The sequence below is a fragment of the Curtobacterium sp. MCLR17_036 genome, from assembly GCF_003234445.2.
In the GTDB taxonomy this organism is placed as follows: Bacteria; Actinomycetota; Actinomycetes; order Actinomycetales; family Microbacteriaceae; genus Curtobacterium.
This window is the reverse complement of record NZ_CP126269.1, coordinates 3,156,339-3,182,653: the sequence shown is the minus strand read 5'-3', so window position 1 is coordinate 3,182,653 and position 26,315 is coordinate 3,156,339. Positions and strand designations below refer to the sequence as shown.

Below are 26,315 nucleotides of genomic sequence, written 5' to 3'. Positions count from 1 at the left end.
TCCTACCGATCGACGGGTGGGCGTCGTGCTGAGGGTCCCCTTACCCGAAACGCCCTTGTGGTAAACTGGAAGTCTGGGAACGGAGCCTGATACATGCAATTCGAGGTCGGCGAGACCGTCGTCTACCCCCACCACGGGGCGGCAACCATCTCTGAAGTCAAGACGCGCGTCATCAAGGGCGAGGAAAAGGTCTACCTGAAACTGCGCGTCACGCAGGGTGACCTGACGATCGAGGTCCCGGCGGACAACGTCGACCTGGTCGGCGTCCGCGACGTGATCGGCAAGGAAGGACTCGACAAGGTGTTCGAGGTCCTCCGGGCGCCGTTCACCGAGGAACCCACCAACTGGTCACGCCGGTACAAGGCGAACCTCGAGAAGCTCGCTTCCGGTGACGTCATCAAGGTGTCCGAGGTCGTCCGCGACCTCTGGCGACGCGACCAGGACCGCGGGCTCTCCGCGGGCGAGAAGCGGATGCTGGCGAAGGCCCGGCAGATCCTGATCTCCGAGCTCGCGCTGGCCGAGAAGACCGACGAGGACAAGGCATCGACCGTCCTCGACGAGGTCCTGGCCTCCTGAGCCACTGAACGCGACAGCACGGACGACGACCGCACGGTTCCCCGCAGGGGTGGACCGGGCGGTCGTCGTCGTCGCGGCGGGGTCCGGCACCCGGCTCGGCATCGGCACCGCGAAGGCGTTCGTCCCCGTCGCCGGCACGCTCATGCTCGCGCGGGCGATCGAGCCCCTCTTCACCCTGGCGGCGCCGACGCTCGTCGTCGTGGTCGCGCCGGCGGCACTGCTCGACGACTGCCGTCGGCTGGTCGCCGCGGTCGCGGGTGCTGCCGAGGCGTACACGGCGGTGGTCGCCGGGGGTGCCGACCGGCACGACTCGGTGCAGGCCGGCCTCGCCGTGCTGCCCGACGCCGTCGAGACGGTCCTCGTGCACGACGCGGCCCGCTGCCTGACCCCCGCCAGCCAGTTCGACCGGGTGTTCGACGCGGTCGCCGGTTCCGTGCACGACGGCTCCGGTGCCGGGTTCGTCCCCGCACTGCCGGTCGTCGACACCGTCAAGCGCGTCGACGGGGACCTCGTCGTCGAGACCGTCGACCGGTCCGCGCTCGTCGCCGTGCAGACGCCGCAGGGGTTCCCGCTCGGTGCGCTCCGGCAGGCCTACGCCGTGTCCGAGCAGTCCGAGACCGACGACGCCGGCGTGTTCCGGGCCGCAGGTCGCACGGTCCGGTCCGTCCAGGGCGACGCCGACGCCTTCAAGATCACCACGCCCTGGGACCTCGGCCGTGCCGAGTCCATCGTGCGGTCCCGCTCTGCGGCTCCCACCGACACCCGGGTCGGCCTGGGCGTCGACGTGCACGCGTTCGACGCCGCGTCGCCGTGCCGGGTCGGCCTGCTCGACTTCCCCGGCGAACCCGGGCTCTCCGGGCACAGCGACGGCGACGCCGTGGCGCACGCGGTGTGCGACGCGCTGCTGTCGGCCGGCGGCCTCGGCGACATCGGCGGGACCTTCGGCACGTCGGACCCGCAGTACGCCGGTGCGGCGGGCGACGTCTTCGTCCGCGGTGCGGTCGCGATGCTGGCGTCCGCGGACCTGATCCCCGTGTCCGTCACCGTGCAGGTGATCGGGAACCGCCCGCGCATCGGTGCACGACGGACCGAGATGCAGGACGCCCTGTCGGCCGTGGTCGGTGCGCCGGTCGCGGTGTCCGGCACGACGACCGACGGCCTCGGCTTCACCGGCCGGGGCGAGGGGCTCGCCGCGATCGCCACGGCCGTCATCCGTCCGGCCTGACGTCCTAGGCTGGGATCGTGACCGTTCGCCTCTACGACTCCCGCGCCGCAGCCGTGGTCGACCTCGTCCCGCTGGTCGACGGACGGGTGAGCATGTACGTCTGCGGTCCGACGGTGCAGTCGTCGCCGCACATCGGGCACCTGCGCTCGGCACTGGTCTACGACATCTGGCGCCGCTGGCTGACGTACCGCGGCCACCGCGTGACCCTGGTGCGCAACGTCACCGACATCGACGACAAGGTCCTCGACCTGGCCGCCGGCACCGACGAGGAGTGGTTCGCCCGCGCCTACCGCGTCGAGCTCGAGTTCACGGCGGCGTACACCGCCCTCGGCATCCTGCCGCCGACGTACGAGCCGCGCGCGACCGCGAGCGTCCCGCAGATGCACGACATCATCGAGCGTCTGATCGAGCGCGGGCACGCCTACGTGGCGGCCGACGGGTCCGGCGACGTCTACTTCGACACCGGCAGCTGGGCCGACTACGGAGCGCTCACCCGACAGCGCCGCGAGGACATGGTCGACGCCGCCGACGCCGACCCCCGCGGCAAGCGCGACGCCCGCGACTTCGCGCTCTGGAAGGGCGCGAAGCCCGGTGAGCCGGCGACCGCGTCGTGGGACTCGCCCTGGGGGCCCGGCCGTCCCGGCTGGCACATCGAGTGCTCCGCCATGTCCCGCCGCTACCTCGGCCCGGCGTTCGACATCCACGGCGGCGGACTCGACCTGCGCTTCCCGCACCACGAGAACGAGCTCGCGCAGTCGACCGCGGCGGGCGACCCGTTCGCCTCGTACTGGTTGCACAACGGGCTGGTGACCGTCGACGGGCAGAAGATGTCGAAGTCGCTCGGCAACTCGATCTTCGCCGCGGACTTCCTGGCGGCGGCACGGCCCGCGGTCGTGCGGTACTTCCTCGGCGCCGCGCACTACCGCTCGTCGATCGACCACCACGAGGGGTCCCTCGCCGAGGCCGAGGCGGCGTACGACCGCATCGACGGGTTCCTGTCCCGCGCCGAACCCCGGCTCGAGGGCGTGCACCTCGCCGACGCCCCGGCCGTGCCGGACGCCTTCGCGGCGGCGATGGACGACGACCTGGCGGTCCCGCAGGCACTCGCCGTGCTGCACGAGACGGTCCGCGCCGGCAACGCCGCCCTGGACTCCGGCGATGCGGAATCCCTCGGGGTCGCGTACCATCAGGTGGCCGCGATGGTCGAGGTCCTCGGCATCGACCCGCGGGCCGCCCACTGGTCGGGCACCGGCCAGGACGCCTCGGCCGGCCCGCTCGCCGCCCTCGTCGAACGCCTCGTGCAGGAGCGCGCGGACGCCAGGGCAGCACGGGACTTCACCGCGGCCGACCGAGTCCGCGACGACCTCGCGGCCGCGGGCATCACGATCGAGGACACACCGTCCGGAACACGCTGGAGCATCGCCTGAACACGGCAGTGCCGAACAGGAGCTACGCATGAAGAACGTCTCGGGCAACAAGAAGGGCCGGCCCGGCGCCGTCCGTTCCGGCCGCAAGGGCAACAAGCAGGTCGGCTCCGGCGGCCAGGGCGCGCAGGCGCTCGAGGGTCGGAAGCCGACCCCCAAGGCCGAGGACCGGCCGTACCACCCCGCCGGCAAGCGCAAGGCCGCGAAGGACCGGTTCGAGGCAGCGAAGGGGCGTCACGGCGCCTCGTCGACGCCGCAGAGCCGCACCCGCCCGCCGGCGCGGAAGACCGACGACTCCGAGCTCGTGACCGGCCGCAACTCCGTGCTCGAGGCGCTCCGCACGAAGACCCCGTCGACGACGCTCTACATCGCGTCCCGCATCGAGGTCGACGACCGCGTCAAGGAGATCCTCGCGCTCGCCAACCACCGCGGCGTGGCGATCATGGAGATCATGCGCCCGGAGCTCGACCGCATCACCGGGCACGACAGCGTGCACCAGGGCGTCGCGCTCAAGGTGCCGGCGTACCAGTACGCGGTCGCCGAGGACATCGCCGAGCAGGCGTTCGCCCGCGACCAGGTCCCGCTCATGGTGGCGCTCGACGGCATCACCGACCCGCGCAACCTCGGTGCCATCATCCGCTCGACCGCGGCCTTCGGCGGGCACGGCGTCATCGTGCCGCAGCGCCGCTCGGTCGGCGTGACGGCGTCGGCGTGGAAGACCTCGGCCGGTGCCGCCGCCCGCACGCCCGTCGCGATGGCTCCGAACCTGACGCAGACCCTCAAGTCGCTCAAGTCCATGGGCCTGTTCGTCCTCGGCCTGGACGGCGACGGCGACGTCGAGCTCGACGCCCTCGAGCTCGCCGACCGCCCGATCGTCATCGTCGTCGGCTCCGAGGGCAAGGGCCTGTCGCGCCTGGTCACCGACACCTGCGACGCGATCGTGTCGATCCCGATCTCGAGCGCGACCGAGTCCCTCAACGCCGGCATCGCCGCGAGCGTGACCCTGTGGGAGGTCGCGCGGCGCCGTCGCTCCGCGTAGCCGCAGCACTTCGTGAGCAGGAATGGTCGCCTCCCCGAGCGGGAGGCGACCATTCCTGCTCACGGTGTGGTGCGGGCTGGGCGTGACGGTCTGGAGGGCCGGCGCCGGTCTCCGGGACGTGGGCCGGGCCTCCAGGCGGTCGCGTTCTCGACCCCCGAACGGTCAGGACACGTCGGATGGTGCCCGCCGTGTGGTCACGAGTCGTCGCTGCGCGACGCCCCTGGCGACGGTCTGCGACCAGTCGGCGTCCCCCGGCGGGGTGTCGTGACCGACCGGCGACCGTCTCAGACGGTCGCGCGCCAGTCGTCGACGTCGTCGGAGTCGTCGGTGTCGGTCTGGATGTCGGTCTGGGTGTCGTTCTGTGCGTCGTCGACGAGCGGGATCGGCAGCGTCATCGACGAGGTCGGAGGGTTGATGAGCAGGCGCTCGTCACGGCGGTGTCGCAGGACGTCGTTGATGTAGGCGGTCGTGGCCTCGGGCAGGGAGACCGAGCGTTCCTCCTGCTGGGACATGAACCAGCGGTGCTCGAGCAGCTCGTGGAAGACCTCCGCCGGCTCGAGGCGCCCGCGCAGGTCGCGGGGGATCGAGCGGACGACGGGCTCGAAGACCCGGGACACCCACTCGTGCGCCACCATCTCCTCGTCGAGCTCGTCCCGGCCGTTGCGGGCACGGTACGAGTCGAGGTCGTTGAGCAGACGGCGTGCCTGGTTCTCGCCCGCGTCGAGGCCGGTCAGGCGCAGCAGACGGCGCTGGTGGTGGCCGGCGTCGACGACCTTCGGCTGGATCCGCACCTGCGAACCGCCCTCGGTCGTGTGGATCGAGAGCTCCTCGATGTCGAAACCGAGCTCGTTGAGCCGTTCGACGCGGTCGTTGATGCGCCACCGCTCCTTGATGTCGAACTGCTCGGTGCCGGTGAGTTCCTTCCACAGGGTCCGGTACTGGGCGACGATCCGGTTCGACACGTCGACCGGGTCGGCGTTCTCGTCGAGGCGCCCGCCGGCCTCGAGGTCGAGCAGCTCGCCGGCGATGTTCACCCGGGCGACCTCGAGGTCGTTCTCGCGCTGCCCGTTGGACAGGCCGCCGGGGTAGAGCTTGCCGGTCTCGGCGTCCACCAGGTACGCGGCGAACGAGCCGGCGTCGCGGCGGAACAGCGTGTTCGACAGCGAGACGTCGCCCCAGTAGAAGCCGATGATGTGCAGCCGGACGAGCAGCAGCGCGAGCGCGTCGACCAGGCGGGTGGCGGTCTCCGGGCGGAGCGTCTGCGAGTACAGCGCCCGGTACGGCAGCGAGAACCGCAGGTGCCGCGTGACGAGCACCGGGTGGAGCGGCTGGCCCTCGGCGTCGGCGCGGTTCGTGATGACGGCCACCGGGTCGACGCACGGCACGTCCATGCGCTGCAGGGTCCGGAGCATGTCGTACTCGGCACGGGCGACCTCCTCGCCCGTCTCCTTCACGGCGGCGACGTAGCCGCCCAGGTGCACGAAGCGCACGAGGTGCCGCGAGATGCCCTTCGGCAGCGCGACGATCGTCTCGTCCGGCCAGTCCGCGAGCGGCAGGTCCCAGGGCAGGTCGAGCAGTCCGGGGTCGACGGTGGCGGCGGTGATGGACATCGACTCGGGCACGGTTGGTTCCTGTTCGGTGCGGGGCGACGGACGGGAGGCGCGGTGCCGTCCGGCACCGCGCCTCCTGTTGGGGCGTTCCAGCGTCAGGCGCTGACGACGGCCTTGTCGTCGAGGCGGTCGCCCGACTCGGTGTCGAAGGCGTGCACGTGGCCCTGCTTCGGCGTGACGACGATCGTGTCACCGATCGAGGGGTGCGAACGACCGTCGACGCGGGCGACGATGTCGACGCGCGAGCCGTTGACGTCGGCGTGACCGTAGAGGTAGCCGTCGGCGCCGAGCTCCTCGACCACGTCGACGGTGACGGGCAGGCCCTCGCCGGAGGACGACACCTGGACGTCCTCGGGGCGGATGCCGACCGTGATGTTCCCGGCGCGGGCGTTCGACAGCGTGTCGCGGTCGATCGGGTGGTTGAGCGTGCCGAACTTGATGCCGCCCTCGACCACGTCGGCCGGCAGCAGGTTCATGGCCGGCGAACCGATGAAGCCGGCGACGAAGACGTTGTTCGGCTTCTCGTACAGGTCGCGCGGCGAGCCGACCTGCTGCAGGATGCCGTCCTTGAGCACCGCGATGCGGTCGCCCATCGTCAGGGCCTCGGTCTGGTCGTGCGTGACGTACACCGTGGTGACGCCGAGACGACGCTGCAGCGACGCGATCTGGGTGCGGGTCTGCACGCGGAGCTTGGCGTCGAGGTTCGACAGCGGCTCGTCCATGAGGAACACCTGCGGCTGACGGACGATCGCGCGGCCCATGGCGACGCGCTGACGCTGACCACCGGAGAGGGCCTTCGGCTTGCGGCCGAGGTACTGCTCGAGGTCGAGGAGCTTCGCGGCCTCCTGCACGCGGGTGGCGCGCTCTTCCTTGCCGACGCCGGCGATCTTGAGCGCGAAGCCCATGTTCTCGGCGACGGTCATGTGCGGGTACAGCGCGTAGTTCTGGAACACCATCGCGATGTCGCGGTCCTTCGGCGGGACGTCCGTGACGTCGCGGTCGCCGATGCGGATCTGGCCGGAGTTGACCTCTTCGAGGCCGGCCAGCATGCGGAGCGAGGTGGACTTGCCGCAGCCCGACGGGCCGACGAGGACGAGGAACTCGCCGTCGGCGACGTCCAGGTCGAGGGAGTCGACCGCGGGACGGTTGCCCCCGGGGTAGAGACGGGTTGCCTTGTCATAGGTGACGGACGCCATGAGCGTTCGATCCTTCCTTCACCGGCAGGTACGTGCCGGACGATCCGAGTGAAGCGGTTGCCCGTGCGGGCCCCGGACGGTCGCCGTCGACCATCGGAGTTCATACAACACGAGTTCACCGGGGTGCGCCAGTGTTTCCCGGCTGGTTGGGTGGTTCCCAGAGCGGCCCACTACAATCGCCGGGTCCGTCCGCCGAGCGGGGGTGAGCCGTGCGGACGCCGATCAGGAGGACGACGCACCGATGACCAACCGCCCCGAGGGTGATGCCCGCGCCGCGCGGAACGAACGCCGCGAAGCCGCCCGACAGCGGGCCCAGCGTGCCCGCACCCAGCAGAAGCGTCGCCAGCGCGGCGTCCGGCTCGGACTGCAGATCGGCATCGGTGTGGTGCTGCTCGCCGCCGCGACGATCGTCACGCTCGTCCTCGTCGACTCGGTGAAGCCCGCCGGCCCCGGCCCGTCGACGATGTCGCAGGGCGGCATCACGATCGGGCAGGACATGAAGGCCGTGTCCGGGTCGGCTCCGGCCTCGCCGAGCGCCACCGCGTCGGACGGCGCCGGCACGGTCCGCATCACGCTCTACGTCGACTACCTCTGCCCGACCTGCGGCCAGTTCGAGGAGGCCAACGGCGACTACATCGAGAGCCTCGTCGACTCCGGCGCCGCGACGGTCGACATCCACCCGGTCGCGATCCTGGCGAACCGGTCGCAGGGCACGAAGTACTCGCTCCGCGCCGCGAACGCCGCGGCCTGCGTGGCCGAGCACTCGCCGGACCGGTTCTACGCCGTGAACAAGGCGCTCTTCGCGAACCAGCCGGAAGAGGGCACCGCCGGACTCACCGACGCCGAGCTCACGAAGGTGGTCACCGGGGTGAGCGGGCTGCAGGACCGACGCGCGATCGAGCGCTGCATCGCCGACCAGGACTACAGCAAGTGGGTCGACGAGCGCACGAACGCGGTGGCCGGCGGCGACATCCCCGGATCGTCGATCACCGAGTTCCCGGGGACGCCCCTGGTGCTGGTCAACGGGCAGCAGTACGAGCTCACCTCGCCGATCACGAACGACGACTTCCGCACCTTCGTGGTGACGGCGGCCGGCGCCTCGGAGCCCACCGCGACGCCGACGGCGACCGCGACGCCGACGCCGACTGCGTCGAGGACGCCGTCCCCCTCACCGACCAAGCGCTGACCGCGCGGACGCGAGTCCGTGACGGACGGGAGGCCCGGTGCCAGCTGGCACCGGGCCTCCCGTCCGTCTGTGCGGACGTCGCGTGCGCGTTCCTTCCCATCGCACCCGGAGTGGGAAGCTGAATCGCGCGTGGGAGGTCGGAACTTCTCGCCTCCTACGCGCGAAAGGGCTCTCCACGCGCGGAACGGCCACCGACGCGCGGAACTGCCCCCCGGCCCCGGGGGGAGGGCGCTACAGGGACGAGCCGGGGACGCTGAAGGTGTCGCAGGCCGTGGCGCCCCGCTGGTAGCCCTGCACGAACCACTCCTGGCGCTGCGCACTCGAGCCGTGCGTGAAGGAGTCCGGGTCGACGCGGCCCGAGGACCGCTCCTGGATGCTGTCGTCGCCGACGGCGCTCGCGGCGGACAGGGCGTCGTCGATCTGCGCGCGGGTGATCGGCTCGAAGAAGGTGTTGCCGTCGGCGTCCTCGGTGTTCGCGGCGTCGCCGACCCAGGCGCCCGCGTAGCAGTCGGCCTGCAGCTCGACGCGCACGCTGCCGGAGGACGCCCCCGTGCCCGAGCGGTCGGTGTTCGCGAAGGACCCCTGGAGCTGCTGGATGTGGTGGCCCCACTCGTGCGCGACGACGTACATCTGTGCCAGCGGGCCGCCGGACGAGCCGTACTGCGACTGCAGGTCGTCGTAGAACGCGGTGTCGAGGTAGATCGAGCGGTCCGGCGGGCAGTAGAACGGTCCCGTCGCGGCCGACGCCTGACCGCACGAGGTGCTCGTGGAGTCGGTGAACAGGACGAAGCCCGGCGTCGAGTAGGTGATCCCGAGGTCGCGCGCCTCGGCGGTCCAGAAGGCGTCGAGCGACTCGGCGGCACCCTCCATGCGGCACTCCACCTGCAGGTTGGCGTCGCGCCCGGTGCGGCACTCGGCGGCGGCGTCGACCGACTGGTCCGGCTGCTGGATCTGCGTCGTGCCGCCGCCGTCGACGAGACCGGTGAGGTCGACACCGGTGAACTGGGCGATGAGGAACACGATGATCGCGCCGACGCCCACAGCGCCGCCGCCGATCGCAGCCCCTCGGCCGCGTCGTGTGACCTTGCCACCGGACAGCCGGGAGTCGTCGTTGAACGTCATGCTCCCGAATGTACGGGTCACCCGGTGCCCGCGTACCGTCTGAGGTGTCGGCGACCCCGACACCTGTCGTACAACCGGAAGGAACCACACCATGGCCACTCCCATCAGCACCGTGATGAGCCCCGCCCGCTACGTCCAGGGCAAGGACGCGATCACCCGGGTCGGCGAGTTCGTCGCCCCGATCGGCGGGCGCCCCCTGATCGTCGCGGACGACGTCGTCTGGGGCATCGTCGAGGCCGCGGTCACCGAGAGCTTCCAGGCCGCCGACCTGCGCGTCGAGCGCGTCGGCTTCGGCCGGTTCGCCACCCCCGAGGCGGTCGACGCGCTCGTCGCGCAGATCCGCGACACCGAGGCCGACGTCATCGTCGGGCTGGGCGGCGGGTCCGCGATCGACGCCGCGAAGGCATCCGGGCACCTCGCCGGCATCCGGTGGGCTAGCGTCCCGACCGCCGCCTCGACCGACGCCCCGACCTCGGCGCTCGCCGTCATCTACTCGGAGGAGGGCGAGTTCCTCGAGTACCGCTTCTTCCCGCACAACCCCGACCTCGTGCTCATCGACACGAAGCTCGTCGCGAACGCCCCCGTGCAGTTCCTCGTCGCGGGCATCGGCGACGCCCTGGCGACCTGGGTCGAGGCCCGCGCTGCGAAGCGCGCCAACGCCGACACCATGGCCGGCGGGCTGCAGACCGAGACGGGCGTGGCCCTCGCCGAGCTGTCCTGGAAGCTGCTGCACGAGAACGCCCTGCAGGCCATCGAGGCCGTGAAGGCGAAGGTCGTCACGCCCGCGCTCGAGAAGGTCGTCGAGGCGAACACGCTGCTCTCCGGGCTCGGCTTCGAGTCCGGCGGGCTCGCCGCCGCGCACGCCATCCACAACGGACTGACCGCGGCGCCGCAGACCCACGGCCTCGCGCACGGGCAGAAGGTCAACATCGGCACGCTCGCTCAGCTCGTCCTCGAGGGCGCCGACGCCGCCGAGATCGAGGACTTCGTCGTCTTCACCACGAAGGTCGGGCTGCCGAACACCCTCACCGAGATCGGCCTGACCGTCGACGACACGACGGAGCTCCGGGCCGTCGCCGACGCCGCGACCGTCGCGGACGAGACGATCCACAACATGCCGTTCCCGGTCACGCCCGAGATGGTCGTCGACGCGCTCGTCGCGATCGAGGGCATCGCGCGCAGCATCCGCGCCGCGCACGGACTGCCGGAGCCGGAGCTGTACCGCGCCCACTAGGACGCCGTCGAGGGGGTGCGGAGCACGATGGGGACATGCCCGTTCTCGACGAATCCCACCCCCTCTTCCTGCTCGCCATGGACCAGCGCTCGTCGCTGCTCGAGCACACCTACGGCTCCGACACCGGTGAGGCCGCCGACGAGTCCGAGGCCGAGCGGGTCCGCGCCGGCAAGCAGCTGGTCTACCGGGGGCTGCTCGGCGCCCTGGCCGCCGGGGCGTCGCGCGACCGCACGGGCGTGCTCGTCGACGAGCGCTACGGCGCCGACGTCGCCCGGCTCGCGAAGGAGGCCGGCCTGCAGCTCGCGATGCCGATCGAGCGCTCGGGTCGCGACTGGTTCGAACTCGAGTACGGCGACGACTGGCTCGCCCACGTCGAGGCCTTCGACCCCGACTGGGTGAAGGTGCTCGTCCGCGACAACCTCGACTTCGACGCCGACCGCCGCGCGGACCAGGCCGACCGGCTCGCCGCGGTCGCCACCGCCCTGCGGGACGCCGGTCGGCCGTTCCTGGTCGAGCTGCTCGTGCCCGGAACCGACGAGCAGCAGGCGTCGGTCGACGACTACGACCGGGACCTGCGCCCCGAGCTCGTCGTCCGGGTCCTCGAGTACCTGCAGGACCGCGGGGTCGAGGCCGACGTCTGGAAGCTCGAGGGCCTCGACCGCCGCGAGGACGCCGAGCGCGTCGTGGCCACCGCCCGCCGCGACGGCCGCGACGCCGTGCAGTGCATCGTCCTCGGCCGCGATGCCCCGCAGGACCAGCTCGACCACTGGCTCCGCACCGCGGCGCCCGTCGACGGCTTCGTCGGGTTCGCGATCGGTCGGAGCAACTGGGAGTCGGCGCTCGACGACGTCGTGCAGCACGGCCTGGACACGGGCGCGGCCGAGCAGCGCATCGCCGCGAACTACCGCCACTTCGTGGACACCTGGCTCGAGGCGCGCCCCGGCGTCGAGCACGGGGTGGACGCCGGCGGCCACTGACCGCGGTCGGCGCGGGATCAGGTGCGGACGAGCGGCTCCACCGCCGCCAGGTCCGCACCGATCCCGACGTCGACGAGCTCGATGCGCCCGGCCAGCGTCGCCGCCGGACCCCTGAGCAACCCGGCCTTCACCCCGCCGAACGTGACGGTGACGTCGGCGTGCAGGACGTGCTCGTCGGCGATCCCGCCGGTGTCCACGTCGATGCCGCTCGGCACGTCCACCGCGACGACGAACGGCGCCCGCTGGTCGCGGGCGAGCTCGCGGATCGCGTCGACGACCTCGCGGGCGGGGGAGCGCAGGGCCGCCGGACCCCGCACCCCGATGCCGAGCACCGCGTCGAGCACGAGGTCGGCCTCGAGGGCCGCGTCCGTCACGACCGCCTCGGGGCCGGCGGGGTCGTCCAGGAGGCGCGCCCCGGCGTCCAGCGCGGCTGCCAGGCCCGCCTCGTGGACACGTGAGCCGACGCGCAGGACCGCCACGTGCCTCCCGTCCGCCGCGAGCCGCGCACCCGCGAACAGGGCGTCACCGCCGTTGTCGCCGCTGCCGACCAGCAGGAGCACCGACCCCGGGCCGTCGCCCGGCCGGACGGCCGGGTCGTCGAGCAGGTCACCGACGACGCGGGCGAGCCCGTCGGCAGCGCGCTGCATGAGGGGTTCCCCCGCCTCGAGGTGCGGGCGTTCCGCCGCGCGGATCTGATCGGCTCCGTACCCGTCCATGGCCTCCACAGTGCCCCGGTAGCCTGGAGGGGACATGTCACTCGTCCCCGCAGCGCCCGCTCCCCGCATCGTGATGTCCCCCGACGGGCTCCGGCTCGCCACGTACGACTTCGGCGACCCCGACGCACCCGCGGTCGTCGCGGTGCACGGCTTCGCGTCGGGCGCGCTGCTCAACTGGCACGCCTCGGGCTGGACCCGCGACCTCGTGCGCGCCGGACACCGCGTGGTCGCGCTCGACCAGCGCGGGCACGGGGCGAGCGCGAAGCCGCACGACCCCGACGCGTACTCGATGGACCTGCTCGTCGCGGACGTCACGACCGTCATCGACACGTACCTGCTCGACGACGTCGCGTTCCTCGGGTACTCGCTCGGCGCGCGCGTCGGCTGGCACGCGGCCGACCGGCTCCCCGACCGCATCACCCGCGCGGTGCTCGGCGGCATCCCCGACGCCGACCCGATGCGCCGCGTCGCCGTCGACCAGGCGAAGGCGTACATCGCCGACGGCACCCCCGTCGAGGACCGCGTGACGAACGGCTACCTGACGATGGCGGCCGGGGTCGAGGGCAACGACCTCCGCGCCCTCGTGGCCATGGTCGAGGGCATGCGCAACAGCGTCGAGCCGACGCCGGAGAACGCCCCCGCGCAGCCGATCCTGCTGGCGGCCGGCAGCGAGGACGGCATCCGGGACAGCGCCGTGCGGCTGGCCGCGGCGGCACCGCACGCCTCGTTCTCCGAGATCCCCGGACGCAACCACTTCAACGCACCCACCTCGCGGGTGTTCCGGGACGCCGCCGTGGCGTTCCTCGGGCCGGTCGGCTGACGGGTACTGGCAGGTCCTCGCTGTCGCAGGGCACCGCGCGTAGCGTCCCCGCCATGGACTACAGACTCCTCGGCAACAGCGGGACATCGGTGTCGACGCTGACCCTCGGCACGATGACGTTCGGCAGCGAAGCCGACGAACCCACCTCACACGCGATCCTCGACGCCTTCGTGGCGGCCGGCGGCACCCTCGTCGACACGGCCGACGTCTACTCGGGCAACGAGTCCGAGCGGATCATCGGCCGCTGGCTCGCCGCGCACCCCACCGAGGCGGCGCAGGTCGTCCTCGCCACCAAGGGGCGGTTCCCGCAGGGTGACGGCCCGAACGACGTCGGGCTCTCCCGGCGACACCTGCGGCTCGCCCTCGACGCCTCGCTCGAGCGGCTCGGCGTCGACCACATCGACCTGTACCAGATGCACGCGTGGGACGCCCTCACGCCGATCGAGGAGACCCTGCGGTTCCTCGACGACGCCGTCTCGGCGGGGAAGATCGGCACGTACGGCTTCTCGAACTACCTCGGCTACCAGGTCACGAAGGCCGTGTACGAGGCGAAGGCGCACGGGTGGGCGCCCCCGGTGACGCTGCAGCCGCAGTACAACCTGCTCGTCCGCGACATCGAGCACGAGGTCGTCCCCGCCTGCCTCGACGCCGGCATCGGACTGCTGCCCTGGTCGCCCCTGGCCGGCGGCTGGCTGTCCGGCAAGTACCAGCGCGACGAGGCCCCGACCGGGGCGACGCGCCTCGGCGAGAACCCGCAGCGCGGCATGGAGGCATGGGAGGCCCGCAACGGCGACGAGCGCACCTGGGCCGTCCTCGACGCGGTGTCCGCGGTCGCCGACGCCCACGGCGCCTCGCGGTCGCAGGTCGCCCTCGCCTGGCTGCTCGCCCGGCCGGCGGTGACGAGCGTCATCCTGGGCGTCCGGAACCTGTCCCAGCTCGAGGACAACCTCGGCGCGGCCGACCTCGTGCTCACCGAGGACGAGCTCACGCGGCTCACCGAGGCCAGCGCACCCCGGGTCGACGACTACCCCTACGGCACCGCGGGCGTGGCGCAGCGCGAGCGGAAGATCACCGGGGGCCGCTGACCGGATCGTGCGGTTTCCCGCCGATGACCGGACCGGGTGTGGACCCGGACGGCCCGGCGGGGGATCCTCGTTGCACGACCGGCTGGTTACCGGTTCCAGCGAGCGGGACGTCCCCCTGAACCGCGTCCCGTACGCCGATGCCCCGGGCGAACTGTCGCCCGGGGCATCGTCTCGTCCGCGGACCATCACCACGGCCGATCCGCGTACGGCAGTATTCCAGCATGCTCCTCTGCTTCGTCGACGAGTCGTTCAAGCCGGACCTCTACGGGTTCGGCGCCGTGATGGCGGACGCGGCCCAGACGCGCTGGCTGACGCAGCGCATGCACGAGATCGTCGCGGGGCTGCACGAGTACGGCGTGAAGCCAGGGGCCGAGGTGCACGCACACCCGATCTTCCACGGGAAGGGCGCGTGGAGCGCGGTTCCCCCGCGCGTGCGCGTCAAGGTGTTCATCGACGTCGTCGACGCCGTGGTGACGTCCGGCGCGACCGTGTTGCTCCGGGGATCCGGACCCGAGCGACTCCGTCGTCACCAGGACACGCATGGCTACCGAGACCGTCACACACCTGAACAGGTGGCGTTCCAGCACCTGCTGCAGCGTGTCGACAAGCGGGCGAACGAGCTCGATCTGCACGCCCTGGTCATCGCGGACGAGCGGTCTGATCGTGACCGGCACCGAGAGCGCTTCGCGGTCTACCAGGCGTACGGGACGCCGGGGACCTACATGCAGACCCGTCTCGAGCGCCTCCTCGACACCGTGCACTTCGCGCCGAGCCACTACTCGCGGATGCTGCAGGTGGCGGACGTCGTGGCCTTCGCGTGGGTACGGTCGCAGACCGTGCAGGAGCGGGATCCGCGGCAGGCGCGTGTCCTCGCTGCGCTCGTCGCAGACATCGAACGGTGTGCGTACCGGGCCGGAGTCTGGCCCTGACCTCGATGTGCGCCCCGGACGCACGACAGCCCCGCTCGCGGCGGGGCTGAAGGCGGTGCGGGCGGCGAACGGATCGCGGCCTGCAGATCCCATCCTAGTGGGCCGGCAGCGGGACTCGAACCCGCAACCCCCGTATTACAAGTACGGTGCGCTACCAATTGCGCCATGCCGGCTGACGCCGCTCATCCTACCGGTGAGGGCGTCGGGGCCTCACTCGGCGGTCGCCGCCTCGGTCTTCTCCGAGAAGTTCAGCGAGATCGAGTTCATGCAGTACCGGTCACCGGTGGGGGTGCCGAACCCGTCGGGGAACACGTGGCCCAGGTGCGAACCGCAGTTCGCGCAGCGGACCTCGGTGCGGACCATGCCGAGGGACTTGTCCTCGATGAGCTGCACGGCGTCCGGGTCGACGGACTCGTAGAACGACGGCCAGCCGCAGCCGGAGTCGAACTTCGTGCCGCTCTTGAACAGCTCCGCCCCGCAGGCCGCACAGGTGTAGACGCCGGCACGCTCCTCGTCGAGGAGCTCACCCGTCCACGGCCGCTCGGTCCCCGCCTGACGGAGGACGGCGTACTGGTCCGGCGAGAGCTCCTCGCGCCACTGGGCGTCGGACTTGTCGACGTTGTATGCCATTGCTTCCTCCTGCTTCCGGTCGGGTTCCACTGGGCACGCCCGACCACTCCAGTAAACTCGCCGCGATGTCCGAGCATTCCGTGCGCCGCGCCCGCTGGACCCGTCTGACGACGGACGAACTGTACGGCATCGTCGTGCTCCGGAACCGCGTCTTCGCGCTCGAGCAGCGGGTGACCGCCGAGGACTTCGACGGCCGCGACCGCGAACCCGACACCGAGCACTGGTGGTTCGGCACGGACACCGAAGCGGTTGGGTACCTGCGACTGATCCGTCCGGCGGCGGACGAGGTCCACCCGCCCGGCACGGCGCCCCCGGCCTGGGTGATCGGCCGGGTCGCGACGGCCCCGGGACACCGCGGCCGGGGGATCGCGGGCCGGCTCGTCGCCGCCGTCCTGGCGGAGCACGGGGGCGACGCGGTCGTCCTGCACGCCCAGGAGTACGTCGCCGCCCTGTACGAGCGGCACGGCTTCGTCCGGTTCGGCGAGCCCTACGACGAGGCCGGCATCCGCCACGTCGGCATGCACCGCCCGTGACCACGCGCGACCGGTACGCCGCCTACGCGGACCGCATCGAGGCGGTGTCCCCGTCGTACGCCGCGTGGGCCCGGTCGCTCGACGACGCGCTCGTCGCGCTCCTGGCCGAGGTCCCCGAGCAGCAGCGCCAGCCGGAGCTGTTCTTCGCGGTCGCGCGGCGGCTGGGTGCGGATCCGTCGGACCCCGGAGCGCTGCGCGCCGTCGGCCGGGAGGCCCGCCCCGCCCTGGTCGCGGCCCTCGCCTCCGCCACGGTGCAGGCCAACGACCCGCGGCGGCTCGCGCCCGTCGTCCCGCTCTTCGCGGCGCTCGCCGCGGCCACCGAGCGGCCGCTCGGACTGGTCGACGCCGGCGCCGCGGCGGGGCTGTGCTCGATCCCGGACCGGGTGACGCTCGACCACCGGACGTCGGGGTCTCCGCTGCCGGCGGACCGCGCCCCGGTGCCGTCGTCGCGCCCCGACCCCTCGGGGCGCGACGGCCGTGGCGGGGTGCGCACCGAGGTCGTGCGGATGCACACGGCGGTCGACGGACCCGCGGTCCGTCTCATGGCGGAGGTCCGTGGCGCCGTCCCGGCCCCGGCGAGCAGGCCGATCCGGATCGGCGCGCGGATCGCCCTCGACCCGAGCCCGATCGACCTCGCCGCACCTGGCGCGTTCGACCGGTTGGTCGAGGCCGTCCCGCCCGAGGCGACGGACCGGATCGCCCTGATGCGCGAGGCGGCGCGCGCGACGCTCGCCGTGCCTCCCGTGCGGATGCGGGGCACGCTGCCCGGCGACCTCGACCGCGCGCTGGACGCCCTGCCGGACGACGTCGAACCGGTCGTGCTGACGACCGGCACCCTGGTGTACGTGCCGGGCGCGGACCGGCAGCGGTTCGTGGACCGGGTCCGCGAGCGGGGCGTGCACTGGATCGCGCTCGAGCGCACCGGGATCCTGGCGGGCGTGGCGGCGACGCTGCCTCCGGACGTCGACCCTGCCGACCCGGAGGCGTTCGCCACCGCCTCGCTCGACGGGGTGGCCGTCGCGGTGTCCGACCCGTTCGGCACGCGCGTGCGGTGGTTGCGGGCGCCGAACCTGTGACCGGGGTTCGCGACAGTCCAGCGGCGTGCCAGGGAGCGGGTGCACTCCACCCCTACGATGTGCTCGACCCGCCCGCCGACTCGTGATCGGAAACGCAGTGACCGCCAGTCCCACCGACGAGCACGGGGTCGACCAGCACAGCGCTGGTCGGTCCGACGCTGATGGACTCAGCGAGCTCGCCAAGCACGTGCTCTCGTTCGAGCACGAGCGGGTGCGTCACGACCGCACGAAGGAAGCGGACATCCGGGTCGAGTTCGAGATGTCGGCGGCGCGCTACTACCAGGTGCTCAACCGTGTGATCGACTCGCCCGCGGCGCTCGCGTACGACCCGCAGCTCGTCACCCGGCTGCAGCGGCTCCGTCACGCGCGCACCGGCGCCCGGGCCGCGCGGAGCTTCGTCGCACCAGGAGCCGCTCCAGAAGGACGTGAAGAGGAACGATGAGCACCAGATTCCCCCGAGACCGGTTCGACGACGTCGTGGACGGCCCCCGGGTCGGCGCGCACCGCGGCGTCCAGCGTCGCGGCCGCGGCTGGGTCGTGTTCGCCTGGGCCGCCCTGGCCACCGGCGTGCTCGTGGGGATCGGCGTGCTCGTGCTCGCGCTCGTCAACGACAGCTACTCGTTCCCCGGCTCGGACGCCCCGAGCACGAGCGCCTCGGCGACCGCGAAGCCGTCCGCCTCGTCGAAGCCGTCCGCGTCGGCGTCCTCCGGTTCCGGTTCGTCCGGCTCCGGGTCGTCCTCGAGTGGCGCGGCGGCCGCGACGCCGGCCCAGCAGGGCACCACGACCGTCGTCGTCCTCAACGGCACGACGACGAGCGGACTCGCCGCACGGGCGAGCACGGCGCTGACGGGTGCCGGGTGGCAGGTCGCCTCGACCGGCGACGCGGGCACCACCGGTTCGACCGCGACGATCGTCTACTACCAGCAGGCCGCACAGGCAGCGGTCGCGCAGGGCGTCGCGAAGCAGCTCGGGGTCACCGCCGTGCAGCAGTCGTCGGCCTTCCCGAACGCCGACGTGAGCGTCGTCCTCGGGGCCGACTACGCGGGCTGAGGCGCGCTTTCCGCTCGGTTGTGTGACGGGCGTGTTTCGAACTCGTTGATTTCTGCGGGAAACGAGGTGAAACAACGTCACACCTCTTGCCTGATCGGCTCGCGTCGGTCAGAGTCCCATCAGGCGGCGAACACGTCGTCCGCACTGCAGTACCAGGGAGCAAGAGATCATGGCCAACGGAACCGTGAAGTGGTTCAACGCTGAAAAGGGCTTCGGCTTCATCACCGTCGATGGAGGAGGTCAGGACGTGTTCGTGCACTACTCGGCCATCGACATGTCGGGCTACAAGGTCCTCGAGGAGGGCCAGGCGGTCGTCTTCGACGTCGGCACCGGGTCCAAGGGCCCGCAGGCCGAGTCGGTCCGACCGGCCTGAACCACCGGCAGCAGCACCACCGCGAACGCGTCGTCCCCTCGGGGGCGGCGCGTTCGTCGTGTGCGGCCCGTGGCCGGGACCGGCCGCTCGCGGGCCCGGGCCGGCGGCCCGCGCCGTTCCGGGGACCCGCTCCTGCCGCACGGTGTCCTGGGAACTCGACACAGGCCTGCCGATCGTGTTGCACTCGCACCCCGCGAGTGCCAGAATCGGCGTTGGCACTCGCTCACGCTGAGTGCCAGCACGACCCCCAAGACGACGTCCGGGAGGGACGAAAAACCACATGGCTAAGATCATTGCTTTCGACGAGGAGGCCCGCCGTGGCCTCGAGCGCGGCCTGAACCAGCTGGCCGACGCCGTGAAGGTGACGCTCGGCCCGCGCGGCCGCAACGTCGTCCTCGAGAAGAAGTGGGGCGCCCCCACGATCACGAACGACGGTGTCTCCATCGCCAAGGAGATCGAGCTCGACGACCCGTACGAGAAGATCGGCGCGGAACTCGTCAAGGAGGTCGCCAAGAAGACCGACGACGTCGCCGGTGACGGTACGACCACCGCGACCGTCCTCGCCCAGGCGCTCGTCCGCGAGGGCCTCCGCAACGTCGCCGCCGGTGCCGACCCCGTGTCGCTCAAGCGCGGCATCGAGAAGGCCGTCGCCGCCGTCTCCGACCAGCTCCTCGCCAACGCGAAGGACATCGAGACCAAGGACCAGATCGCCGCCACCGCGTCGATCTCGGCTGCCGACCCGACCATCGGTGCGCTCATCGCCGAGGCCATCGACAAGGTGGGCAAGGAAGGCGTCGTCACCGTCGAGGAGTCGAACACCTTCGGCACCGAGCTCGAGCTCACCGAGGGCATGCGCTTCGACAAGGGCTACCTGTCGCAGTACTTCGTCACCGACCCCGAGCGTCAGGAAGCCGTCTTCGAGGACGCCTACATCCTGATCGTCAACTCGAAGATCTCGAACATCAAGGACCTCCTGCCGGTCGTCGACAAGGTGATCCAGGCGGGCAAGCAGCTCCTGATCATCGCCGAGGACGTCGACGGCGAGGCCCTGGCCACGCTCGTCGTGAACAAGATCCGCGGCATCTTCAAGTCCGTCGCCGTCAAGGCCCCGGGCTTCGGCGACCGTCGCAAGGCCATGCTGCAGGACATCGCGATCCTCACCGGCGGCCAGGTCATCTCGGAAGAGGTCGGCCTCAAGCTCGAGAACGCCACGCTCGACCTGCTCGGCAAGGCACGCAAGGTCATCATCACCAAGGACGAGACGACCATCGTCGAGGGTTCCGGTGACGAGGAGCAGATCGCCGGCCGCGTCCGTCAGATCCGCTCCGAGATCGAGGCGACCGACTCCGACTACGACCGCGAGAAGCTCCAGGAGCGCCTCGCGAAGCTCGCCGGTGGCGTGGCCGTCATCAAGGCGGGTGCCGCGACCGAGGTCGAGCTCAAGGAGCGCAAGCACCGCATCGAGGACGCCGTCCGCAACGCGAAGGCAGCCGTCGAAGAGGGCATCGTCGCCGGTGGTGGCGTCGCCCTCATCCAGGCCGGTGCCGTCGCGCTCGAGTCCCTCGACCTCGAGGGTGACGAGGCGACCGGTGCGAACATCGTCCGCGTCGCCATCGACGCGCCGCTCAAGCAGATCGCGCTGAACGCCGGTCTCGAGCCGGGTGTCGTCGCCGCCAAGGTGCGCGAGCTCGAGTCGGGCTGGGGCCTCAACGCCGCGACCGGTGAGTACGTCGACCTCGTGGCCGCCGGCATCATCGACCCGGCCAAGGTCACGCGCTCGGCGCTGCAGAACGCCGCGTCGATCGCCGGTCTGTTCCTGACCACCGAGGCCGTCGTCGCCGACAAGCCGGAGAAGACCCCGGCCATGCCGGCCGGCGACCCCACGGGTGGCATGGACTTCTAGGCAGTCCCACCGGAAGGGCCCCGCACGCTGACGCGTGCGGGGCCCTTCCGCGTCTGCGGGCGGCGGGCCGGGCGGGGCGGAGGCCGACTGGCCCGACGCTCCGCTCAGTTCCGTCGAGTGGTCACGAATTGTCGGCAGACTTCGACTCTGCCGACGCCTGGCCCCCGGTCGCCAGGGCTCGTGCGGCGATTCGTGCCCACTCGGTATTCGCCCCTTCCGCGCGGCGCTGACAGCGATCCCCTCACAGGAGGAGCGGTTCGGCTCCTCGTCCACAGGCCGATCCGACAGACGGTCGCGATCCGAGCCCACGCTCGATGCTTGCGAGATGCCACGTCCTCGCCCGCTGCCGCCGGACCTCATCACCCGCTCGTTCTCCGTGTCCGAGGCGTTCGCGAAGGGAGTCCACCCGGAGCGTCTTCGTCGCCGCGACCTGGTGGCTCCGGTGCGCGGCGTCCGTGCTGCAGCGGACGACGCAGACTTCGTTGCCGCAGTGGCACTCGTCATGCGCCCGGACCAGTACTTCAGCCACACCACCGCTGCAGCGCTCTGGGGAGCACCGCTCCCTCCTTGCTTCCGCGACGACCCGATGGTCCACGTGACAACCGTCGGCGAGGACGGACGGATGCGGCGTCCGGGAGTGATCGCGCATCGTCGGTCCGGTGTCGAGGTCGTCGAGCACGCGGGGTACCGGGTGAGTTCACCCGCGGGGATGTGGTTCGAGTGCTCGGCATGTCTCGATGTGGGTGCCCTCGTGGCGGTCGGGGACCACCTGGTCGGACGGTCGGGTCTGGCGACGATCGACGACCTCCGCGCGGCAGTGGTCGCAGGCAGCAGGTACGTGCGGGTCGCTCGGGCTGCCCTGCACCGCGTCCGTGTAGGAGCCGAATCCGCGATGGAGACGTGGCTGCGCCTGGCCGTCGAGGATGCAGGGTTCCCGGAACCAGAGCTCAACGTCGACGTGCACGATGCGGACGGACTATTCCTCGGCCGTGTCGACCTCGCCTGGCCGGAGTACCGGATCGCGCTTGAGTACGACGGCGATCACCATCGGGAGCGCGACGTCTTCCGACACGACCAGCGACGAGACAACGGCTTCGTGGTCAACGACTGGTTGGTGATACACGCGACCGCGGCGGACGCCATTCGCCCCTCGGTGCTCCTCGAACGACTGCGGCAGGCGTTCGCGGCTCGCACGGCCGCGTGATGCCTACCGGACATGAACCGCTGTCGCTCGGCCGTGGACTGGTCACGCGCCGTCGATGAGCTTGCCGTCAGTCGACAGGAGGTGACCGGTCGGCGGGTGGAGCGGGGTGTTGTGTCCGGTCGGCCGGGAAGGCCGCCCGCGCCCGCGCCCGCGCGTCAGACCGCGTCGCGCGGCAGCAGGGGGAGCCAGACGCGGAAGGTCGCGCCGCCGCCCTCGGTGTCGAAGACCTCGACGGAGCCGTTGTGCGCGGCGACGATGCCGGACACGATGGCCAGGCCGAGGCCCGAGCCGCCGGTGTCCCGCGCGCGTGAGGTGTCGGCACGCCAGAAGCGCTGGAAGATCTTGTCGCGGAGTTGTGCGGGGATGCCCTCGCCGTGGTCGATGACGTCGAGGTGCGCCATGCCGCGCTCGTCGTCCACGCCGATGCCGATCTCGATCGGGTCGTCGTGCGCCGTGAACCGCATGGCGTTGCCCATCAGGTTCGTGACGATCTGGCGGATCTTGTTCTCCTCCGCCAGGACGATCGGCGGGCGCTTCGGCAGGACGACCGTGGGCAGCGGCGTGGTCTCGTCGGTCGGCGCGGCCCCGGCGTCGATGTTCATCGCCCGGGTGCGGCGGGCGCGGAGGCGCGCGATGGTCTGGCGCGAGAACGCGATCGGCCCGGTGGTGTTCGCCGAGGTGGGCGACGCCGGGGCGACCTCGCCCGTGTCGGCCGGCGAGTCCGACGAACCGGACGACAGTGACGACGGCGGGCGGACGGCCTGGGGCACGCTCTCGCCGGTCAGGGCGTCCTCGACGAGGACCTGGATCTCGCGGTCGGGGTTGGACGCCATCGTGTCGAGGGCGGAGTCGCGGGCGATGGCGACGAGGTCGACCGGGCCGAGCTCGAGCGGCTTCGACTCGTCGATGCGGGCGAGTTGGAGCAGGTCCTGCACGAGGAGGCCCATCCGCTGCGCTTCCTTCTCGATGCGCTCCATCGCCTGGGCGACGTCCTCTTCCTTGCGCAGGGCGCCCATGCGGTACAGCTCGGCGTACCCGCGCAGCGAGACGAGCGGCGTGCGGAGCTCGTGCGAGGCGTCGCCGACGAACCGACGCATCTGGGCGATCGTGCGCTCGCGGTCCTCGAACGCCGAGTCGATCCGTTCGAGCATCACGTTGAGGGAGCGGTTGAGTCGACCGACCTCGGTGTTCGGGGTGTCGGCCTCCAGGCGCTGGTTGAAGTCGCCCGCGGCGAAGCGGGCGGCGGTGTCCTCGACGTCGCGCAGCGGGTCGAAGGTCGCGGTGACGAGCAGCCGGGTGAGCATGGCGCCGAGCAGGATCACCGAGGCGCCGAACCCGAGGAAGATCGCGGTGAACTTGCCGATCGTCTCGTCGGTGCCGGCGCTGGAGACCGCGATGAGCACGTAGCCGGTCTCGGTCGTGCCGTCGGACTGGTTCTGCAGCGAGGCGGGGATGACCTGCGCGCGCCACTCGTGGTTGTGCTGGCTGTCGTAGAGCGAGACGCGCTGGTTGGCCTGCGCGGCCGACACGAGCGTCGCCTGGCGGATGTCCGGGCGGCTCGGGGCCTTGGTCTCGCAGATCTGGTCGCCGTCGGCGTCGTAGGCTGCCACGTAGGCGCTCTGGGAGAGCACGATCGACAGCCGGCAGTACTGCTTGCCGTCGCTGATGTTCTGGCCCTCGAGCTGCTCGGTGGTCTGCTTCACCGTGTTGTCGAGCTGCTGCATGAGGTACGTGGACAGCACCGTCATGGTGCCGAGGCCGGCGACGAGCAGGCCGAGCGCGACGAGCAGCACCGTGATCCCGGTGATCTTGGTGCGCAGGGAGATCCCGTCCCACCAGTGGCTCATTCGCGTGTGCATGCTGCCCCAACGATAGACAGCGGGCGCCCGGTGAAACCGGACGCCCGCCGTGAAGACCTGACGGTGCTACGAGGCCTTCGATGCCTTCAGCATGTAGCCGAAGCCGCGCTTCGTCTGGATGATCGGCTCGGCCGAGTACTGGTCGAGCTTGCGGCGCAGGTACGAGATGTAGCTCTCGACGATGCCGGCGTCGCCGTTGAAGTCGTACTCCCACACGTGGTCGAGGATCTGCGCCTTCGACAGCACGCGGTTCGGGTTGAGCATGAGGTAGCGGAGCAGCTTGAACTCGGTGGGCGAGAGCTCGATCTGCGCGTCGCCGATGGTGACCTCGTGCGTGTCCTGGTCCATCGTGAGCTCGCCGGCGCGAATGATCGCGTCCTCTTCGTCGTTCATGGTGCGACGGAGGATGGCCTTGATGCGGGCGACGATCTCGTCGAGCGAGAAGGGCTTGGTGACGTAGTCGTCGCCGCCGACGGTGAGGCCGGTGATCTTGTCCTCGGTGTCGTCCTTCGCGGTGAGGAACAGGATCGGTGAGGTGTAGCCCGAGGACCGCAGGCGCTTGGTGACGCCGAAGCCGTTCATGTCGGGCAGCATGACGTCGAGGATGATGAGGTCCGGCTCTTCCTCGAGCACGGCGGAGATCGCCTGTGCCCCGTTGCCCACCGCGCGCACGGCGAAGCCGGCGAAGCGCAGCGAGGTCGTCAGGAGGTCGCGGATGTTCGGCTCGTCGTCGACGATCAGGATCTTGGGGCCATCGCTCATGGTCCTATCTTCTGACCGTTCCCTCGAGGTTTCCTGGGAGCGGTGCGAGCGTCAGCCAACCGGGGTCTGGACCTGGTCCGCGTCGAGGATCGTGTACGAGTAGCCCTGCTCCGCCAGGAACCGCTGCCGGTTCTGGGCGAAGTCCTGGTCGACGGTGTCCCGGGCGACGAGCGTGTAGAACGACGCGGGCAGGCCGTCCTTGTTCGGTCGCAGCAACCGGCCGAGGCGCTGGGCCTCTTCCTGTCGTGATCCGAAGGAGCCGGAGACCTGGATGGCGACGGTCGCGTCGGGCAGGTCGATCGAGAAGTTCGCGACCTTCGACACGACGAGCACGTCGACCTCGCCGGACCGGAACGCGTCGTACAGCCGCTCGCGTTCGTCGACGGGTGTCGCGCCGGTGATCTCGGCGGCGTCGAGCGACGCGGCGAGTTCGTCGAGCTGGTCGATGTACTGCCCGATGACGAGGATCTGCTCGCCGCGGTGCTTCTCGATGAGCTCGCGCACCACGGGGGTCTTCGCCGGCGAGGTCGCCGCGAGCCGGTAGCGCTCGTCGTCGCCGGACGCCGCGTACTCGAGCCGGTCCTCGTGGGGCAGGTCGACGCGGACCTCGTAGCACTCCGCGGGGGAGATGTAGCCCTGGGCCTCGATCTCCTTCCACGGGGCGTCGTAGCGCTTCGGGCCGATGAGCGAGAACACGTCGCTCTCGCGGCCGTCCTCGCGCACGAGGGTCGCCGTCAGCCCGAGCCGACGACGGGCCTGCAGGTCCGCGGTGAGCTTGAACACCGGCGCCGGCAGCAGGTGCACCTCGTCGTAGACGATGAGGCCCCAGTCGAGGGCGTCGAGCAGCGACAGGTGCGTGTACTCGCCCTTCCGGCGCGCGGTGAGGATCTGGTAGGTCGCGATGGTGACCGGCCGGATCTCCTTGACGGTGCCGGAGTACTCCCCGATGTCCTCGGGGGCCAGGGTGGTGCGCTTGAGCAGCTCGTTGCGCCACTGCCGCGCCGAGACGGTGTTCGTGACGAGGATGAGCGTGGTCGCCTTCACCGTCGCCATCGCGCCGGCGCCGACCAGGGTCTTGCCGGCGCCGCAGGGCAGCACGACGACACCGGAGCCCTGGGCGAAGAACGTGTCGACCGCCTGCTCCTGGTACGGCCGCATGTGCCACTCGGCGGTGTCGAGGTCGATCGGGTGCGGCTGGCCCGGCGTGTAGCCCGCCAGGTCCTCGGCCGGCCAACCGAGCTTCACGAGCTCCTGCTTGACCTGCCCGCGCGCCCACGGCTGCAGCTCGACCTCGGAGGGGGAGCGCATGTCACCGAGCAGCGGCTTGATGCGCTTCGACCGGATCACCTCGGCCAGGACGGCCGGGTCCTCGGCGGTGAGCAGCAGCACGGGGAGCCGCTCGAGTTCCTCGGCGGGGGAGTTCGCGATGACGGGCGCGTCCGCACGCTCCTCGCGCCGGATCACGAGCCGCCCGTAGCGCGACACCGTGTCGCGGATGTCGACGGTGACGCTCTGCGGGACGGGGAACTTCGCGAAGCGTTCGAGCGTGTCGATCATCGCCTCGGCGTCGTGTCCGGCGGCGCGCGCGTTCCACAGGCCGAGGCGGGTGATGCGGTACGTGTGCACGTGCTCGGGGGCACGTTCGAGTTCGGCGAAGGCCGCGAGCTCGTGGCGTGCGTCCTCGGCGTCGGGGTGTGCGACCTCGAGGAGCACGGTGCGGTCGCTCTGCACGATCAGCGGTCCGTTCATGACCTGCCAGCCTAGCCGTCGCGACCTGCGTGCGGGT

Annotated in this window: 25 protein-coding genes and 1 tRNA gene; 17 read left to right on the top strand and 9 right to left on the bottom strand. The window is 71.3% G+C overall.

Translation table 11 applies throughout. The features are described 5' to 3' along the window. Positions 1 to 93 precede the first annotated feature (93 nt). Genes DEI99_RS14940 through rlmB form a run of 4 tightly spaced genes read left to right on the top strand, consistent with a single transcriptional unit; the run spans position 94 to position 4,264 of the window. Entirely contained in the window at positions 94 to 576 is a 483-nt protein-coding gene (locus DEI99_RS14940) for a CarD family transcriptional regulator (protein ID WP_017888066.1), read from the top strand. Between the two features lie 49 nt (positions 577 to 625). Beyond that, positions 626 to 1,801 (top strand): 2-C-methyl-D-erythritol 2,4-cyclodiphosphate synthase, encoded by a 1,176-nt coding sequence (gene ispF, locus DEI99_RS14935; RefSeq protein ID WP_111041280.1) that lies wholly within the window; start codon positions 626 to 628, stop codon positions 1,799 to 1,801. A gap of 17 nt (positions 1,802 to 1,818) precedes the next feature. Continuing rightward, complete coding sequence (gene cysS, locus DEI99_RS14930) at positions 1,819 to 3,228, top strand: cysteine--tRNA ligase (RefSeq protein ID WP_111041279.1); 1,410 nt, start codon at positions 1,819 to 1,821, stop codon at positions 3,226 to 3,228. 28 nt (positions 3,229 to 3,256) lie between these two features. Further along, on the top strand, positions 3,257 to 4,264 hold the full coding sequence (gene rlmB / locus DEI99_RS14925; RefSeq protein WP_111041278.1) for a 23S rRNA (guanosine(2251)-2'-O)-methyltransferase RlmB: 1,008 nt from the start codon (positions 3,257 to 3,259) through the stop codon (positions 4,262 to 4,264). 284 nt (positions 4,265 to 4,548) lie between these two features. Here the strand turns inward: rlmB and DEI99_RS14920 are convergent, their stop codons facing one another. Then, positions 4,549 to 5,886, bottom strand: a complete 1,338-nt coding sequence (locus DEI99_RS14920) for a DUF4032 domain-containing protein (protein WP_111041277.1) — start codon at positions 5,884 to 5,886, stop codon at positions 4,549 to 4,551. An 83-nt stretch (positions 5,887 to 5,969) separates the two neighbouring features. Continuing rightward, complete coding sequence (locus DEI99_RS14915) at positions 5,970 to 7,070, bottom strand: ABC transporter ATP-binding protein (protein ID WP_111041276.1); 1,101 nt, start codon at positions 7,068 to 7,070, stop codon at positions 5,970 to 5,972. A gap of 241 nt (positions 7,071 to 7,311) precedes the next feature. On the opposite strand from DEI99_RS14915, the gene DEI99_RS14910 reads away from it, so the two are divergent. After that, on the top strand, positions 7,312 to 8,256 hold the full coding sequence (locus tag DEI99_RS14910; protein WP_146247084.1) for a DsbA family protein: 945 nt from the start codon (positions 7,312 to 7,314) through the stop codon (positions 8,254 to 8,256). A 231-nt stretch (positions 8,257 to 8,487) separates the two neighbouring features. On the opposite strand, the gene ypfJ is transcribed toward DEI99_RS14910, so the two are convergent. Then, positions 8,488 to 9,378 carry a KPN_02809 family neutral zinc metallopeptidase gene (gene ypfJ, locus DEI99_RS14905; protein WP_111041274.1) on the bottom strand — a complete coding sequence of 297 codons (891 nt, stop codon included), beginning with the start codon at positions 9,376 to 9,378 and terminating at the stop codon, positions 8,488 to 8,490. Positions 9,379 to 9,469: 91 nt separating this feature from the next. Between ypfJ and DEI99_RS14900 the strand changes: the two genes are divergently transcribed. Together DEI99_RS14900 and DEI99_RS14895 are read left to right on the top strand one after the other, a co-directional pair. Next, a complete protein-coding gene (locus tag DEI99_RS14900; RefSeq protein WP_111041273.1) occupies positions 9,470 to 10,612 on the top strand; it encodes a glycerol dehydrogenase in 1,143 nt (380 codons plus the stop codon). 35 nt (positions 10,613 to 10,647) lie between these two features. Further along, positions 10,648 to 11,589 (top strand): 2-deoxy-5-keto-D-gluconate 6-phosphate aldolase domain-containing protein, encoded by a 942-nt coding sequence (locus DEI99_RS14895; RefSeq protein ID WP_111041272.1) that lies wholly within the window; start codon positions 10,648 to 10,650, stop codon positions 11,587 to 11,589. A gap of 17 nt (positions 11,590 to 11,606) precedes the next feature. On the opposite strand, the gene DEI99_RS14890 is transcribed toward DEI99_RS14895, so the two are convergent. After that, on the bottom strand, positions 11,607 to 12,305 hold the full coding sequence (locus tag DEI99_RS14890; RefSeq protein WP_111041271.1) for an NAD(P)H-hydrate epimerase: 699 nt from the start codon (positions 12,303 to 12,305) through the stop codon (positions 11,607 to 11,609). Between the two features lie 34 nt (positions 12,306 to 12,339). Between DEI99_RS14890 and DEI99_RS14885 the strand changes: the two genes are divergently transcribed. The 3 genes from DEI99_RS14885 to DEI99_RS14875 all read left to right on the top strand — a co-directional run bounded on the left by DEI99_RS14885 (position 12,340) and on the right by DEI99_RS14875 (position 15,139). Beyond that, positions 12,340 to 13,125 carry an alpha/beta fold hydrolase gene (locus DEI99_RS14885; protein ID WP_111041270.1) on the top strand — a complete coding sequence of 262 codons (786 nt, stop codon included), beginning with the start codon at positions 12,340 to 12,342 and terminating at the stop codon, positions 13,123 to 13,125. A 53-nt stretch (positions 13,126 to 13,178) separates the two neighbouring features. Further along, positions 13,179 to 14,210, top strand: coding sequence for an aldo/keto reductase (locus DEI99_RS14880; RefSeq protein ID WP_111041269.1), 1,032 nt, complete (start codon positions 13,179 to 13,181; stop codon positions 14,208 to 14,210). Between the two features lie 221 nt (positions 14,211 to 14,431). Further along, the gene (locus DEI99_RS14875; RefSeq protein WP_181434391.1) at positions 14,432 to 15,139 is read left to right on the top strand and encodes a DUF3800 domain-containing protein; all 708 of its coding nucleotides are present in this window, start codon (positions 14,432 to 14,434) and stop codon (positions 15,137 to 15,139) included. Between the two features lie 100 nt (positions 15,140 to 15,239). On the opposite strand, the gene DEI99_RS14870 is transcribed toward DEI99_RS14875, so the two are convergent. Both DEI99_RS14870 and msrB read right to left on the bottom strand, forming a co-directional pair. Further along, positions 15,240 to 15,312, bottom strand: a tRNA-Thr gene (locus DEI99_RS14870). A 37-nt stretch (positions 15,313 to 15,349) separates the two neighbouring features. Next, positions 15,350 to 15,769, bottom strand: a complete 420-nt coding sequence (msrB, locus tag DEI99_RS14865) for a peptide-methionine (R)-S-oxide reductase MsrB (RefSeq protein ID WP_071262638.1) — start codon at positions 15,767 to 15,769, stop codon at positions 15,350 to 15,352. Between the two features lie 65 nt (positions 15,770 to 15,834). Between msrB and DEI99_RS14860 the strand changes: the two genes are divergently transcribed. From DEI99_RS14860 to DEI99_RS14830, 7 genes are all read left to right on the top strand, one after another. Further along, positions 15,835 to 16,302 carry a GNAT family N-acetyltransferase gene (locus DEI99_RS14860; RefSeq protein ID WP_111041267.1) on the top strand — a complete coding sequence of 156 codons (468 nt, stop codon included), beginning with the start codon at positions 15,835 to 15,837 and terminating at the stop codon, positions 16,300 to 16,302. Next, a complete protein-coding gene (locus tag DEI99_RS14855) occupies positions 16,299 to 17,378 on the top strand; it encodes a DUF2332 family protein (protein WP_111041266.1) in 1,080 nt (359 codons plus the stop codon). The genes DEI99_RS14860 and DEI99_RS14855 overlap by 4 nt, the downstream gene beginning before the upstream one ends. 97 nt (positions 17,379 to 17,475) lie before the next feature. Beyond that, positions 17,476 to 17,820: a DUF3263 domain-containing protein gene (locus DEI99_RS14850; protein WP_071262635.1), complete on the top strand. Its 345-nt coding sequence runs from the start codon at positions 17,476 to 17,478 to the stop codon at positions 17,818 to 17,820. Then, positions 17,817 to 18,428 carry a LytR C-terminal domain-containing protein gene (locus DEI99_RS14845; protein WP_111041264.1) on the top strand — a complete coding sequence of 204 codons (612 nt, stop codon included), beginning with the start codon at positions 17,817 to 17,819 and terminating at the stop codon, positions 18,426 to 18,428. The genes DEI99_RS14850 and DEI99_RS14845 overlap by 4 nt, the downstream gene beginning before the upstream one ends. A gap of 169 nt (positions 18,429 to 18,597) precedes the next feature. Continuing rightward, complete coding sequence (locus tag DEI99_RS14840; RefSeq protein WP_017888049.1) at positions 18,598 to 18,801, top strand: cold-shock protein; 204 nt, start codon at positions 18,598 to 18,600, stop codon at positions 18,799 to 18,801. 280 nt (positions 18,802 to 19,081) lie between these two features. Beyond that, positions 19,082 to 20,704: a chaperonin GroEL gene (gene groL, locus DEI99_RS14835; RefSeq protein ID WP_071262633.1), complete on the top strand. Its 1,623-nt coding sequence runs from the start codon at positions 19,082 to 19,084 to the stop codon at positions 20,702 to 20,704. A 325-nt stretch (positions 20,705 to 21,029) separates the two neighbouring features. Further along, entirely contained in the window at positions 21,030 to 21,908 is an 879-nt protein-coding gene (locus DEI99_RS14830; protein WP_111041263.1) for a putative endonuclease domain-containing protein, read from the top strand. Between the two features lie 155 nt (positions 21,909 to 22,063). Here the strand turns inward: DEI99_RS14830 and DEI99_RS14825 are convergent, their stop codons facing one another. The 3 genes from DEI99_RS14825 to DEI99_RS14815 form a co-directional block, all read right to left on the bottom strand. Further along, positions 22,064 to 23,767, bottom strand: a complete 1,704-nt coding sequence (locus tag DEI99_RS14825; RefSeq protein ID WP_111041262.1) for a sensor histidine kinase — start codon at positions 23,765 to 23,767, stop codon at positions 22,064 to 22,066. 66 nt (positions 23,768 to 23,833) lie between these two features. Then, the gene (locus tag DEI99_RS14820; protein ID WP_017888045.1) at positions 23,834 to 24,529 is read right to left on the bottom strand and encodes a response regulator transcription factor; all 696 of its coding nucleotides are present in this window, start codon (positions 24,527 to 24,529) and stop codon (positions 23,834 to 23,836) included. Positions 24,530 to 24,580: 51 nt separating this feature from the next. Continuing rightward, complete coding sequence (locus tag DEI99_RS14815) at positions 24,581 to 26,278, bottom strand: DNA repair helicase XPB (RefSeq protein ID WP_111041261.1); 1,698 nt, start codon at positions 26,276 to 26,278, stop codon at positions 24,581 to 24,583. Positions 26,279 to 26,315 lie beyond the last annotated feature (37 nt).

Excerpts from the sequence above, each read along its gene's own strand:
- DEI99_RS14940 (WP_017888066.1), top strand. The coding sequence starts at position 94 with ATGCAATTCGAGGTCGGCGAGACCGTCGTCTACCCCCACCACGGGGCG.
- rlmB (WP_111041278.1), top strand. The coding sequence starts at position 3,257 with ATGAAGAACGTCTCGGGCAACAAGAAGGGCCGGCCCGGCGCCGTCCGT.
- DEI99_RS14915 (WP_111041276.1), bottom strand. The coding sequence starts at position 7,070 with ATGGCGTCCGTCACCTATGACAAGGCAACCCGTCTCTACCCCGGGGGC.
- DEI99_RS14910 (WP_146247084.1), top strand. The coding sequence starts at position 7,312 with ATGACCAACCGCCCCGAGGGTGATGCCCGCGCCGCGCGGAACGAACGC.
- ypfJ (WP_111041274.1), bottom strand. The coding sequence starts at position 9,378 with ATGACGTTCAACGACGACTCCCGGCTGTCCGGTGGCAAGGTCACACGA.
- DEI99_RS14900 (WP_111041273.1), top strand. The coding sequence starts at position 9,470 with ATGGCCACTCCCATCAGCACCGTGATGAGCCCCGCCCGCTACGTCCAG.
- DEI99_RS14895 (WP_111041272.1), top strand. The coding sequence starts at position 10,648 with ATGCCCGTTCTCGACGAATCCCACCCCCTCTTCCTGCTCGCCATGGAC.
- DEI99_RS14890 (WP_111041271.1), bottom strand. The coding sequence starts at position 12,305 with ATGGACGGGTACGGAGCCGATCAGATCCGCGCGGCGGAACGCCCGCAC.
- DEI99_RS14885 (WP_111041270.1), top strand. The coding sequence starts at position 12,340 with ATGTCACTCGTCCCCGCAGCGCCCGCTCCCCGCATCGTGATGTCCCCC.
- DEI99_RS14880 (WP_111041269.1), top strand. The coding sequence starts at position 13,179 with ATGGACTACAGACTCCTCGGCAACAGCGGGACATCGGTGTCGACGCTG.
- DEI99_RS14875 (WP_181434391.1), top strand. The coding sequence starts at position 14,432 with ATGCTCCTCTGCTTCGTCGACGAGTCGTTCAAGCCGGACCTCTACGGG.
- msrB (WP_071262638.1), bottom strand. The coding sequence starts at position 15,769 with ATGGCATACAACGTCGACAAGTCCGACGCCCAGTGGCGCGAGGAGCTC.
- DEI99_RS14860 (WP_111041267.1), top strand. The coding sequence starts at position 15,835 with ATGTCCGAGCATTCCGTGCGCCGCGCCCGCTGGACCCGTCTGACGACG.
- DEI99_RS14845 (WP_111041264.1), top strand. The coding sequence starts at position 17,817 with ATGAGCACCAGATTCCCCCGAGACCGGTTCGACGACGTCGTGGACGGC.
- DEI99_RS14840 (WP_017888049.1), top strand. The coding sequence starts at position 18,598 with ATGGCCAACGGAACCGTGAAGTGGTTCAACGCTGAAAAGGGCTTCGGC.
- groL (WP_071262633.1), top strand. The coding sequence starts at position 19,082 with ATGGCTAAGATCATTGCTTTCGACGAGGAGGCCCGCCGTGGCCTCGAG.
- DEI99_RS14830 (WP_111041263.1), top strand. The coding sequence starts at position 21,030 with ATGCCACGTCCTCGCCCGCTGCCGCCGGACCTCATCACCCGCTCGTTC.
- DEI99_RS14825 (WP_111041262.1), bottom strand. The coding sequence starts at position 23,767 with ATGCACACGCGAATGAGCCACTGGTGGGACGGGATCTCCCTGCGCACC.
- DEI99_RS14820 (WP_017888045.1), bottom strand. The coding sequence starts at position 24,529 with ATGAGCGATGGCCCCAAGATCCTGATCGTCGACGACGAGCCGAACATC.
- DEI99_RS14815 (WP_111041261.1), bottom strand. The coding sequence starts at position 26,278 with ATGAACGGACCGCTGATCGTGCAGAGCGACCGCACCGTGCTCCTCGAG.